Source organism: Lentzea alba, from assembly GCF_011067745.1.
Taxonomy (GTDB): domain Bacteria; phylum Actinomycetota; class Actinomycetes; order Mycobacteriales; family Pseudonocardiaceae; genus Lentzea; species Lentzea alba.
Map to the genome: position 1 here is coordinate 221,581 of NZ_JAAMPJ010000015.1, position 12,515 is coordinate 234,095.

General features: G+C 70.1%; 10 protein-coding genes. All 10 read right to left on the reverse strand.

Annotation, left to right across the window (positions count from 1 at the left end; all coding sequences use genetic code 11):
• Position 1 precedes the first annotated feature (1 nt).
• From G7043_RS40900 to G7043_RS40945, 10 genes are read right to left on the reverse strand one after another with little or no spacing between them, the layout of a single operon-like run.
• Positions 2-1,450 (reverse strand): FAD-linked oxidase C-terminal domain-containing protein, encoded by a 1,449-nt coding sequence (locus G7043_RS40900; protein ID WP_166054076.1) that lies wholly within the window; start codon positions 1,448-1,450, stop codon positions 2-4.
• Complete coding sequence (locus tag G7043_RS40905) at positions 1,447-2,778, reverse strand: enolase C-terminal domain-like protein (protein ID WP_313888330.1); 1,332 nt, start codon at positions 2,776-2,778, stop codon at positions 1,447-1,449. Before G7043_RS40905 ends, G7043_RS40900 begins: the two co-directional genes overlap by 4 nt.
• A complete protein-coding gene (kdgD, locus tag G7043_RS40910; protein ID WP_166054077.1) occupies positions 2,775-3,698 on the reverse strand; it encodes a 5-dehydro-4-deoxyglucarate dehydratase in 924 nt (307 codons plus the stop codon). Before kdgD ends, G7043_RS40905 begins: the two co-directional genes overlap by 4 nt.
• The gene (locus G7043_RS40915) at positions 3,698-5,734 is read right to left on the reverse strand and encodes an alpha-amylase family protein (RefSeq protein ID WP_166054078.1); all 2,037 of its coding nucleotides are present in this window, start codon (positions 5,732-5,734) and stop codon (positions 3,698-3,700) included. Before G7043_RS40915 ends, kdgD begins: the two co-directional genes overlap by 1 nt.
• A gap of 15 nt (positions 5,735-5,749) precedes the next feature.
• Positions 5,750-6,598: an ATP-binding cassette domain-containing protein gene (locus tag G7043_RS40920; protein WP_166054079.1), complete on the reverse strand. Its 849-nt coding sequence runs from the start codon at positions 6,596-6,598 to the stop codon at positions 5,750-5,752.
• Complete coding sequence (locus G7043_RS40925) at positions 6,598-8,361, reverse strand: dipeptide/oligopeptide/nickel ABC transporter permease/ATP-binding protein (RefSeq protein WP_207312397.1); 1,764 nt, start codon at positions 8,359-8,361, stop codon at positions 6,598-6,600. Before G7043_RS40925 ends, G7043_RS40920 begins: the two co-directional genes overlap by 1 nt.
• Entirely contained in the window at positions 8,358-9,299 is a 942-nt protein-coding gene (locus G7043_RS40930) for an ABC transporter permease (protein WP_166054080.1), read from the reverse strand. Before G7043_RS40930 ends, G7043_RS40925 begins: the two co-directional genes overlap by 4 nt.
• A 4-nt stretch (positions 9,300-9,303) precedes the next feature.
• Positions 9,304-10,170, reverse strand: coding sequence for an NAD(P)-dependent oxidoreductase (locus G7043_RS50190; protein WP_166054081.1), 867 nt, complete (start codon positions 10,168-10,170; stop codon positions 9,304-9,306).
• Position 10,171: 1 nt separating this feature from the next.
• Entirely contained in the window at positions 10,172-10,921 is a 750-nt protein-coding gene (locus tag G7043_RS40940) for an alpha/beta fold hydrolase (protein ID WP_166054082.1), read from the reverse strand.
• Positions 10,908-12,431 (reverse strand): ABC transporter substrate-binding protein, encoded by a 1,524-nt coding sequence (locus G7043_RS40945; RefSeq protein WP_166054083.1) that lies wholly within the window; start codon positions 12,429-12,431, stop codon positions 10,908-10,910. The genes G7043_RS40940 and G7043_RS40945 overlap by 14 nt, the downstream gene beginning before the upstream one ends.
• Positions 12,432-12,515 lie beyond the last annotated feature (84 nt).

The window sequence follows — 12,515 nt, forward strand, 5'->3', positions numbered from 1 at the left end:
ATCACGTCCGCTCGATCAGGCCGGCCGCCTCCAGCGGATGCGGGCGGTGGACACCGGGCTTCTCCCCGCACAGCCGCGGCGTGGGCAGCACCTTGCCGGGGTTGCAGATGCCGTCCGTGTCGTAGGCGGCCCGTAGCAGCGCCATGGTCGCGAGGTCGTCCTCGCTGAACTGACGCGGCATAGAGCACGCCTTGTCGGTGCCGATGCCGTGCTCCCCGGACAGCGATCCGCCGAGATCGACGCACAGTTCGGCGATCGCGCGGGACAGTTCCTCGGCGCGTTCCAGCTCGCCGGCCGCCTCGCTGTAGAGGACCAGGGGGTGCAGGTTCCCGTCTCCCGCGTGGAAGACGTTCGAGACGCGCAGTCCCGCCGCGGCGGCGAGTTCGCCGATTCGCGTCAGCGCTGTGGCGAGCAGGGTTCGCGGCACGACGCCGTCCTGCACGATGTAGTCCGGGCTGATCCTGCCGACGGCGGCGAACGCGGCTTTGCGCCCCTTCCACACCAACGCGCGCTCGTGCTCGTCGCCGGCCACACGGATGTTGGTCGTGCCGTGGTTCTGGCACAGCTGTCGCACCTCGGCGAACTGGATGTCGACCTCGGCCTGGGGTCCGTCGAGTTCGACGATCAGCGCGGCGGCCGTGTCCCGCGAGTAGCCCGCGTCGAGCGCGGCCTGCACCGCCTCGATGGCCACCGCGTCCATCATCTCCGCCGCGGCCGGCACGATCCCGGCCGCGATGATCGAGGTCACGGCGTCCCCAGCCTGTTCGACCGAGGGGAAGTCGGCGACGAGGGTTCTCACCGCCGCGGGCTTCGGCAGCAGCTTGACGGTGATCCGGGTGGCGATCCCGAGCGTGCCCTCCGACCCGATGAACGCGCCGAGCAGGTCGTAGCCGCCGAGGTGGGGGCTGTCCGCGCCGAGCACCGCGGTCGTGCCGTCCGGCAGCACCACGTCCGCGGACAGCACGTGGTGGACCGTGAAGCCGTACTTCAGGCAGTGCGCGCCACCGGAGTTCTCCGCGATGTTGCCGCCGATCGTGCACACCTGCTGGCTGGACGGGTCGGGCGCGAAGTACAGCCCGTGCGGTGCCGCGGCACGGCTGATGTCCAGGTTGGTGACGCCGGGCTCGACGACCGCGCGGCGGTTCACCGGATCGACCTCGATGATCGACCTCAAGCGCTGCAACGAGATCACGACCCCGTTCGCGACCGGCAACGCTCCGCCGGACAGCCCGGTGCCGGCGCCCCTGGCGACGAACGGGATCCGCTCCCTCGCGCAGATCCGCACGGCGTCGGCCACCGCGGCGGCGGTGCGCGGCAGCAGCACCAGGGCCGGTACGACGCGGAACCCCGTCAGGCCGTCGCATTCGTAGGCGCGCAGCTCGACCGGGTCGGCCAGCACGGCGTCGGCGCCCAGTGCCGCCACGAACTCGGCGCGCACGTCTCCCGTCACGACGGCCTCCCGCGGTCCAGGCAGGGGTGCTTCGGGTGGAACTCCCAGCCTGGGATCAGGGTGCGCATCGCGGCGGCGTCGTCCCTGGCCCCGAGACCGTGCTCGCGGTAGAGCTCGTGGGCGGCGGCGACCGCGTCCTCGTCGAGCTCGACGCCGAGCCCGGGACGGCGGGGAACCTCGATGTGGCCGCCGGTGATCCGCAACGGCTCGGTGGTGACGGCCTGGCCGTCCTGCCAGATCCAGTGGGTGTCGATCGCGGTGATCCGGCCGGGCGCGGCGGCGGCGACGTGGGTGAACATCGCGAGCGAAACGTCGAGGTGGTTGTTGGAGTGCGAGCCCCAGGTCAGTCCCCAGCCGGCGCAGAGCTGGGCGACGCGCACCGAGCCGGACATCGTCCAGAAGTGCGGGTCGGCCAGCGGGATGTCCACCGCGCCCGCCTGGATCGCGTGCCCGAGCTGGCGCCAGTCGGTGGCGATCATGTTGGTGGCGGTGGGCAGTCCGGTGGCGCGGCGGAACTCGGCCATGACCTCGCGGCCCGAGTAACCGTCCTCGGCGCCGCACGGGTCCTCGGCGTAGGCGAGGACGTCGCGCAAGGACCGTCCGATTCGGATCGCCTCGGTCAGCGACCACGCGCCGTTGGGGTCGAGGGTGACCCTGGCGTCCGGGAACCGCTGCTTGATCGCCCGGACGGCGGCGGCCTCCTCGTCGGCCGGCAGCACCCCGCCCTTGAGCTTGAAGTCGGCGAACCCGTACCGCTCGTGCGCGGCCTCGGCGAGCCGGGTCACCGCTTCGGGAGTCAGCGCGGGCTCGTCGCGCAGCCGCGTCCAGTCGTCGCCTTCGCCTGCCCGGTAGGGGAGTCCTGACCGCTCCCGGTCGCCGACGTAGAAGAGATAGCCGAGCACCGGCACCTCGGAGCGGACGCGACCGTCGCCGAGCAGTTCGGCGACGGGCACCTCGAGGTGCTGCCCGAGCAGGTCGAGCAGCGCGGACTCCAGCGCGGTCAGCACATGCACCGTGGTGCGCAGGTCGAACGTCTGAGCGCCGCGGCCGCCTGCGTCGCGGTCGGCGAAACGGTGCCGCACCGCGCGAAGGGTGGACCGGTAGGCGCCGACCGAGGTGCCGGCGACGAGTTCGCGGGACTCGTCGAGCGTCGCCCGGATCTCCTCGCCGCCAGGCACCTCGCCGACACCGGTGCGGCCCTCGGAGTCGGTCAGCACCACCAGGTTGCGGGTGAAGAAAGGCGCGTGGGCCCCGGACAGGTTGAGCAGCATGCTGTCCCGTCCCGCGACCGGCACCACCCGCAGGGTCGCGACGACCGGTGTGCTCACGCCAGGTCTCCAGCCCGCTTGACGATCTCGGCCAGCAGTTCCTGCTCGGTGTCGTCGAGGTCGGTCAGCGGGGGACGGACCGGACCGGCCGGGTGTCCGGTGACCCGCAGCCCCGCCTTGACGATGCTCACCGCGTAGCCGGCCTTGCGGTCGCGGATCTCGGTGTACGGCAGTACGACCTCGGCGAGGAGCCGCCGCACGGTCGTCCGGTCGCCCGCACGCGCCGCCGCGTAGAACGCCAGCGCGAACTCAGGCAGGAAGTTGAAGATCGCCGAGCTGTAGGTGGTGACGCCCAGTTCCAGGTACGGCAGGGCGAACGTCTCCGCGGTGGGCAGACCGCCGATGTACACCAGCCGGTCGCCGAGCCGCGCGTGCAGCCGGGTGATGGTCTCCAGGTCGCCGACGCCGTCCTTGAACCCGACGAGGTTCTGGCAGTCGTCGGCGAGCGCGGCGACGGTCGCGGGGGAGTACACCGCGTTGGCGCGGCTGTAGAGCACGACACCGAGCGAGGTCGAGGCGCACACCGCGCGGACGTGCGCGGCCAACCCGTCTTGTGACGCCTCGGTGAGGTAGGGCGGGAACAGCAGGATGCCGTCGGCGCCCGCGGCCTCGGCGTCCCCGGTCAGCTCGACCGCCTGCGCCGTGCCGTGGCCGGCCGGGGCGAGGATCGGCGTGCCCGCCGGTGCGCTGTCCACCGCGGCACGGACGACACGAGCGACCTCGGGCGCGGTGAGCGAGAAGAACTCGCCGGTTCCGCCCGCGGCGAAGAGGCCTGCCACGTCGTACTCGCTCAGCCGGGCGATGTGCTCGCGGTAGGCGGTCTCGTCGAAGGCCAGGTCCCGTGTGAAGTGGGTGACGGGGAAGGACAGCAGCCCGGCGCCGAGTCTTCCAGCGAGCTCGGTGGGGGTGAGAGCGGGCATCAGCGGCCTTCCTCGTGCGGGTGGCGGACGCGAACCACCTCGAACAGATCAACGGTGGGGAGATCGATGACGAGCGTTCCTTCTACTTGGCGCACGGGTAGGTCGCGCCCGGCCACCAGCGCGGTGGCCTGTTCGTGCCCGGTGGCTCCGTGGATCAGGAGCCTTCCTCCGGTGATCGGCACATGCGGGCCGAACGATCGCCGACGGGCGCCGGTCTGGTTCAGCAGGTGTGCCACGTAGCCGTCGTCGTCACGCCCGAGGATCAGTTCGACCTGTTCTGGCAGCTCCGCGCTCACCCGCACACCGGCGAGCGGTTCGAGGACGCGCAGGAGGTGATCCCGCACCTCGGTTTTCGCGAACTCGCGGTAGGTGCGGCCGATCGTCCACGTGATCATCGACGACGTGCCGGAGCCGTGTTTCGCCGAAGCGACCGCGGGATCGCCAGTGGCGGTGTGGCCGTAGGACAGCTCGGGCGGCCCCCACGGTGCCTGGGCGAGAATCGTGCCAGCCTTGGTCGTACCGGGTTTCCACACACAACGCGCACCGGTGCCGTAGATAGGGACGATCGAGCCGTCGAAGGCGTTCTCGTCGATGCGCGGCTGGTCGTCCAGCGTGGCGTAGGTGGACCACAGCTCCTTGCCGGACATCTCGGCGCCGATCCGGCGCAGCGCGGGAGACGCGGCCAGTTCGGCACCTCCGTCCGCGGTGAACCCGCTGTCGCCGGTGGAGAGGAGGCTTCCGCCGCGCGCCACGAACTCGTCGATCACCTGCGCCGCGCCGGGACCGAGGGAACCGACGCCGGGCAGCACGACGAGCTGATAGTGCTCCAGCGGCGTGGACGTCAGGCCGCCGAGCGGGAGCACGTCGAACGGCAGGTGTTTCTGTTGCAGCGCCTGGTAGACGCCGCGGAACTCCTCGACCGTTTTGAGGAACGTGGAGTAGCCGCCGCGTCCGAACGACGGTCGCACCAGGCCGATCGTGGCCGCGGGACGCAGTGCCGCGTAGAGGGTGTGGTGGTCGCGGTGGAACCGCGTCACGTGGAGGGCCTGGGAGACGCTTGTCATCGGGAGCCTTCCCGGGGCGCCGAGGATGTAGGTGGAGGGGTTGCCGCCCCGCGCGATCGCCTGCAGCAGGTGCTGGGCCACGTGCTCCGGCTGCTCCGCGGCCATGCGGTAGGTCGAGTCCACGTGCGCAGGCACGTTCACGATCAGCGGTGTTGCCGCGTGCCCGGAGACGTGCGCGCTGACCGCCTCGGCCGTCCCGTGCGGCCACAGCTCCTTGCCCGCCATGTGCCGGAACGCGTTGTTGCCTTCCTGGTACCCGACCGAGCCGCCTTTGTTGAGCACCAGCGCGAGGTCGCGGTCACGCGCCGCGAGGTGGTCGGTGTACCTGCGCCCCAGCTCGGCCTTCGTGGTTTCGGTGTACCGCCGCCACAGCCCGAACGTCGGCGACTCCTGGCTGTCCGGCAGCTCCCGGCCGCCGCTGAGCTCGGCGAACCGCTTGACGCAGCACGCGCAGTGGCAGACGCCGTGCACGACCTCGCTGTAGTCGCGCTCGTTGAAGTTGAACCAGTTGAAGAAGAACCCGTCGACCGGGTAGCGGTCCAGGATCTCGTCGAAGATCTCGAACGCGCGCTCCTGGTAGTACTCGGCGGACAGACAGGTGCTGTGGAGGGCGTTGTAGATCTGCGGTTTGCCGGTGGCGGAGACGAACAGCCAGTCACGGTGCTCGGCGGCGATCCCGGCGGTGATCTTGGAGAGGTCGAGGCGTGCGAGCACGCGGACGCCCCGCCGGTTGGCGGCGGTCACCGCGTCGCCCAGCAGGTCGCCGGACGGCCGGTCGGCGAGGAACGGATTCCGCGCGTGGTAGGGAAGATCCGTCGGGTAGAACGCGGAGATCCCGCCGGCGTTGACCAGCCACGTGTCGGCGCCGTGGTCCTCGACGACGTCGAGCGCCGCCTCGACGTCCATGGTGGCGTCGATCTCCTGGAGGTTGGTCTGGAAGACGGTGAACGGGTGCTGCCACCTGCTGGGCATGGGGACGGATCTCCTTCAGGCGTGGACGTGCGCCGGTGGCGTCTCGCGCAGCCGGTGCCGTTCGGCGCGGCGTTTCGCCTGCTCGACGGGATCGGGAACCGGGGCGGCGAGCAGCAGTTTGCGGGTGTAGGCGTGTTCGGGCTCGGACGTCACGGTGGCCGCCGGGCCGGTTTCGACGATGTCGCCGCGGTACACCACGGCGACGCGATGACTCACGTGCCGCACCACCGCGAGGTCGTGTGAGACGAAGAGGTACGCCACACCGGTTCGGCGCTGGATGTCGACGAGCAGGTCCAGCACGAGAGCCTGGGTCGACAGGTCCAGCGCGGAGACCGGCTCGTCGCAGACGATGAGTTTCGGTCGCGGCGCGAGGGCTCGCGCGATCGCGACGCGTTGCCGCTGACCGCCGCTGAACTCGCGGGGAAGGCGTTGCGCCGCGTCACCCGGCAGCCCGACCTGGTCGAGCAGCGCCTGGACGCGGGCGTGGGCGTCCTTGCCGTTGATCCCCTGCACCACCAGCGGTTCGCTCAGGATGTCGCCGATGGTCAGCGACGGGTTGAGCGAGGTGTACGGGTCCTGGAAGACCACCTGGAGGTCACGGGCGAGCGCCCGGCGCTGCTTGGCCGGGGCGTGCGTGATGTCCTGGCCGCCGAACCTGATCGTGCCGCCGCTCGGCGTGGTGAGCCCGAGCACGGCCCGTCCGATCGTGGTCTTGCCGGAGCCCGACTCGCCGACCACGCCGAGGGTCTCGCCCTCGGCGATGGTCAGGCTGACCCCGTGCAGCACCTCGACCGGCCGTGCGCGGAAACCTCGCCGCGGATAGGCGACGCGGAGTTCGTCGACTTCGAGGAGGGACGCTGTCATCACTGCTCCCTTCCCGCCGTGGCGGCGACCGGAGGATCGGTGCGGACGGTCGATCCGTCCAGAATGGACTCCAGCAGTGTGCGCGTGTACGGATGCGCCGGCCCGCGGAAGACGTTCAGCGTGGTGTCGGTCTCGACGACCGCGCCCTGGCGCATGACCACGACGCGGTCGCAGATGTCCGCGACGACGCCGAAGTTGTGCGTCACGAGCAGCACCGCCATGCCGGACTCGCGCTGCAGGTCGCGCAGCAGGTCCAGGATCTCGGCCTGGACGGTCACGTCGAGCGCCGTGGTCGGCTCGTCGGCGATCAGCAGTTCCGGTTCGCTCGCCACCGCGCCGGCGATCAGCACGCGCTGTGCCATGCCACCGGAGATCTCGTGGGGATAGCAGCCGAAGGTGCGTTCCGGGTCCTGGATGCCGACCCGTGCCAGCAACGCGAGCACACGTTCTTTCGCTTCACGGCGCGAGATGCCACACGAGGCTTGGACGCCCTCGACGAGCTGGGCGCCCACGGTGAACGAGGGATCGAGGTTGGACATCGGCTCCTGCGGAACGTAGGCGATCGAGTGCCCGCGTACGCGGCGCAGCTCGCGTTCGCCCAGCCCGAGCAGCTCGCGTCCGTGCAGCCGGATCGAGCCCTTCGTGACGACGGCCTCCGCGGGCAGCAGACCGAGCACCGCGAACGCCGTCTGGGTCTTGCCGGAGCCGGATTCCCCGGCCACGCCGACGGTTTCGCTCGCGGCGACGGTGAGGGACACGCCGCTCACCACCTCGCGAAGCTCTCCTGACGGTGTGGGGTAGGCGATCGCGAGGTCGCGCACCGTCAGCAGGTCGCCGGTGGACTCGCCCGCCTCGGGCTCCTGCCGCGGCCCGGCGGCGATCTTCACCGGCTTGGGGCGGGATCCCTCCAGCGCGTCGCGCAACGCGTTGCCCAGCAGCACCAGGGAAGCGGTGATGAAGCCGAGCAGCAAGGCGGGCCAGGCGAACTGCCAGGGATCGACGTAGAGGTTGCGGAAACCGTCCGAGATCATGGAGCCGAAGCTCGGTACGGTGCTCGATCCCACGCCGAGGAACGCCAGCCCGGCCTGCACGCCGATGGCCGAGCCCATGAGGAACGCGGTGGCGATGATGATGGGCCCGCGCACGACGACCAGCACGTGGCGGCGGAGGATGCGCCGCACCGGCAACCCCGACACCCGTGCGGCGTCGACGTACAGCTCGTTGCGAACGCCGACGACCAGGTTGCGCACGAGACGGTAGATGGAGGGGGAGAGCAGCACGCCGAAGATAGCCATCGTCACGCGGACGTCGCCCTTGGTCACCGGCATCAGCACGATGAGCAGCAAGATGCCGGGGAAGGTCATGACAAGACTGAAGACCCACTCGGTGATACCGCGGATCCGGCGGCTGAAGTAGCCGCCCACGAGTCCGAACGTGACGCCGACCAGGAGCGCCACGGTGGTCGCGACCACGGCGGACACCGCGCTGGTGCGGATCGAGTACAGCAGCCGTGCCCAGATGTCCCGCCCGCTGTGGTCGCCGCCCAGCGGGTAGCCGGGCGTGCCGGCGCCGGCGTTGACCGCGTCCAGCGATGAGTCGTTGGCCCCGTGGCCGGACAGCAGAGGCGCGAACACTCCCAGCACCACGATGACGAGCAGCAGCCCACCCGTGATCAGTGCCTGCGGGTCCTTCAGCAGCCGGCGGGCGGCCGACCGGCGTGGTGCGACCGGCTTCTGTTCCGCGGTCAGGGTTTCGACGCTCAATGGATCCTCGCTTTGGGATTGAGCCAGCCGTTCACCAGGTCGGCCACGAGGTTGAGGCTCACGACCATCAGGACGCTGAACACGGTGACGCCCATGATGATCGGGACGTCGCCCTGGATGGACGCGTTGAACGCGTACGAGCCGAACCCGGGCAGGGCGAAGACGTTCTCGATGATGAGCGCGGCCCCGAACATCTGCAGGAACTCCAGGGACAGCACCGTGAGCGCCGGTCCGGCGGCGTTGCGCAACGCGTGGCGGTAGACGATGGAGCGCGTCGGGATGCCGCGGGAACGCAGTGTGCGCACGTAGTCCTTGCGAAGTTCGTCGATCATGCTGCCGCGGATCTGCGCCGTCATGTTCGCGATGCCGCTGACGACCAGCACGATCACCGGGATGGCGATGGTCGCCGCCCACCTTCCCGGGTCCTCGGCGAGAGGCGTGTATCCCGTGGCGGGCAGGAGCTGCAGGTTGATCGCCAGCGCGAACACGAGCCCGATGGCGATCAGCAGTCCGGGCACCAGGTGGCCGACCAGCGACAGGCCCTGCGCGACCCGGTCGGCGACTCCGCCGCGCGCGGCGGACAGCACACCGAGCGCCACACTGACCACGACGCTGATCACCAGAGCGATCAGGATGATCGACAACGTGACACCGAGCCGGCCGGTCACCGCGTGCACGACGTCCTCACTGGTGAAGTAGGACGTGCCGAAGTCGCCGCGCACCGTGTGCCCGAGCCAGTCGAGGTACTGCACGAGCACCGGGCGGTCGAGTCCCATCCGTTCCTTCGTCGGACCGATGAGCGCCGGCGTGGCGGCCGGGCCGAGGACGGCCGCCACCACGCGGTCGAACGACGTGCTCAGCAGCAGAAAGGTGATCAGCGTGACCAGCACGGCGAGCACCAGGCCCGTCGCGAGACGGCGCGCGATGTAGGCGACCACGGCGTCAGTCCGCTCGTTCGTTGCGCAGGAGCCGCAGGGCGGAATGGTCGTGGTCGCCGAGTCCCGCCCGCACCGCCCTGTCCAGCAGGACGTGCACCAGGTTCATACCCGGCAACGACACGCCGAGCTGATCCGCTGCCTCCGCCGCGAGCCTCAGATCCTTGTGGTGCAACCGGATGCGGAACCCCGGATCGAACTGACCCTTGATCATCCGGTGCCCGTGCACCTCGAGTACCCGCGACGACGCGAATCCGCCCATCAGCGCACTGTGTACGGCCAGCGGGTCCACGCCGGAGGCTTCGGCCAGGTGCAGCGCTTCGGCGACCGCCTCGATCGTCAGGCCGACCACGATCTGGTTCGCGATCTTCGCCACCTGTCCGGCACCGACCGGCCCGATGTGCGACGTCCGCGAGCCCAGCACGTCGAAGATCGGCCTGGCCTTCTCGACCGCTTCCGGAGCACCACCGACCATGATCGAGAGCGTGCCGTCGCGCGCGCCGATCTCACCGCCGGACACAGGTGCGTCGAGGTACGCGCCGCCGGCGCCGGCTACCTGCGTTGCGATCTTCCGTTCCGCGGCGGGGGAGATCGAGCTCATGTCGATGACGAGCGTGCCTGGCCGCAACGAGCTGAGCACGCCGTCGTCACCGCACACGGCTTCCTCGACGTCCGGGGTGTCCGGCAGCATCAGGACGACGATCTCGCAGTCGCGGGTGGCCTCCGCCGCTGACGCCGCATAGCGCACGGTCGTCCCGAGATCAGCACGGGCGGCCGGGGTGTCGCGGTGGACGGTCAGCCGATGCCCGGCCGCCACGAGGTTGGCGGCCATCGGGCGACCCATCACACCTGCGCCGATGAATCCGATGTCCACTTCAGACACTCCTCTCGGCGTTGTTCATGTTGTCCAGCACGAGTTTCGCCACCGTCTCCGGCACGGCGGCCGGTGCGAGGTGGCCGACCGACGGGAGGATCTCCAGCCGGGCGCGCGGGATCGCATGCGCGATGGCGCGTTGTTCGTGCGGCGGTGTGGCCGGGTCCTCCGCGCCGCCGATGACGAGGGTGGGAGCGGTGATCGCGGCCAGGTCGTTCCGGACGTCCGCGTCGGCGAGCACGTCGCACCCCATCGCGTAGCCCTCGGAGGGGGTCGACCGCAGCATGTCCGCGTACGCCCGCACCACCTCTGGTCGCAGGACCCGGAAGTCCGGTGCGAACCACCGTTCCATCACGGCGGGCACGATCGGCTCGAGGCCGTGCTCGCGGACGGTCGCCGCGCGCTCCACCCAGCCCTGCCGGTCCAGCACGGCGGCACAGCACATCGCGGTCAGGGAAAGGACCCGGTCCGGCGCCCTGCGCGCGGCACGAAGGGCGATCATGCCGCCGATCGAGATCCCGGCGAGGTGGGCGCTGTGCACGCCGAGCCGGTCCTGCACCCCGAAAACGTCGTCGACGAGGTCGTCGAGCAGCGCGGTCGCCGGCGCCGCCGCGGCCGTACCGTGCCCGCGCTGGTCGAAGCGCACCACCTCGAACGACCCGTTCAGCAGCGGGAGGACCTCGTCCCACAACGCGGTCGTGGTGCCCAGCGAGTTCAGCAGTACCAGCGTGCCCGTGTCACTTGCCGGCATCGAACGTCCTGATCGTGGAGAGCGGGTTCGCGCCGGTGCCCAGGAAGGTGACCTTCCCCCTGGTCACCCAGTTGCTGCTGCTGGTGAACAGCGGAGCGAACCAGGCGTTGTCGACCACATAGGTGTTGATCTGCCGGTAGATCTCACCGGCCTGGTCGGCGTCCGTCGTGGCCGCAGCCTTGTCGATCAATGCGTTCAGCTCGGGGGTCTGGAACTTGAACGGGTTCGTCGACCCGGCGGGAGCCAGCTTGGAGTTGACCGTCCGCGGCGCCGGCACGGTGCCGGCGATGTTGAAGTACACCGGGTACTCACCGGTCTGCGTCCCGTCCTGCGGCGGCACCGGCTTCCAGTTCGCCGTGATGCCGATGTCGGCGAGCGCCTGCGTGATCGTCGGTTGCACCATCTGGGACATCACGTTGGCCGGAATGGTGAGGCTGAAGCCGTTCGCGTAACCGGCCTCTGCCATGAGGCGGCGGGCGGCTGCCGGGTCGTAGGGATACTTGTCGTTGAGTTCCGGGATGTACGCCGGTGACTTCGGGTTGAACATCTGGGTCGTGGGCTGACCGAGCCCACCGATGATCTTGTCGACGATCTTCTTGCGGTCGAAGGCCATGTTGATCGCGCGCCGCACCCGGACGTCGGCCAGCGCGGGCGCCAGCTTCCCTCCGCGGTCGGCGAGGACGAACTCGCCGACCGCGGTCCCGTCGACGCGCTTGAGCGTCAGCCCGGCCTTCTGGGCAGCCTGCGCCTGGTTCGCGTCGACGGAGCCGGCGTCCACCTCGCCGGACAGCAGCGCATTGAACAGGGCCGTGCGATCAGGGATCACCCGGACCGTGACCGTCTTGGCCGGGTACGCGGCGGCGTTCCAGTAGTCCACGCGGCGTTGCAGCACGTACTTCGAGCCGTTGACCGTGGCCTGGCGATCGAGCGTGTACGGCCCGGAACCGACCGGGTCGAGCGCCGTGTTCGGGGAAGTGAGCGTCGCGGGATCGCCGATGACCCCGTTGCCCTGAGCCAGGGAACCGAGCAGGTTGGGGTCGGGGCGGGAAAGATTCAGCACCACCGTGCCGTCGTCGGGCGCCTCGACCGACTGAAGGGAGCCGAGGTTGCTCTGCAGCGGACCCGGCGTGGTCTTCGTGCGGTCGATGGTCGTCTTCACGGCCGCCGCGGTCACCGGGGCTCCCGAGCTGAACTTCATCCCCGAACGCAACTTCAGGGTCAGCTTGCGGGCGTCGTCGGAGTACTGCCAGCTCTCTGCGGCGTTGGGCCGCAGGACGGCGTCGTTGTCGCTGTAGAGCAGCGTGTCGTAGATCGCCGACCAGATGTACATCTGCTGGCCCTCGAGCAGCTGCACCGGGTCGAACGAGTTGGGCGGGGCCTGCACTCCGAGCGTGAGCGTGGCGGAACCCGGTGGGGTCGACGCGGGGGCGCCGCAGGAGGTGAGTGGTAACAGGGCAGCGACGACCACAGCTGTGACGGTCCAACGCGCCTTGCGCGAACGAACATGCATTTTGACTCACACCTTTGTGATGAACGCGATGGATTCGGCGCTGCCGCGATCCGATCTGGGCTGTTGTGCTCCTGGGGTGACTCG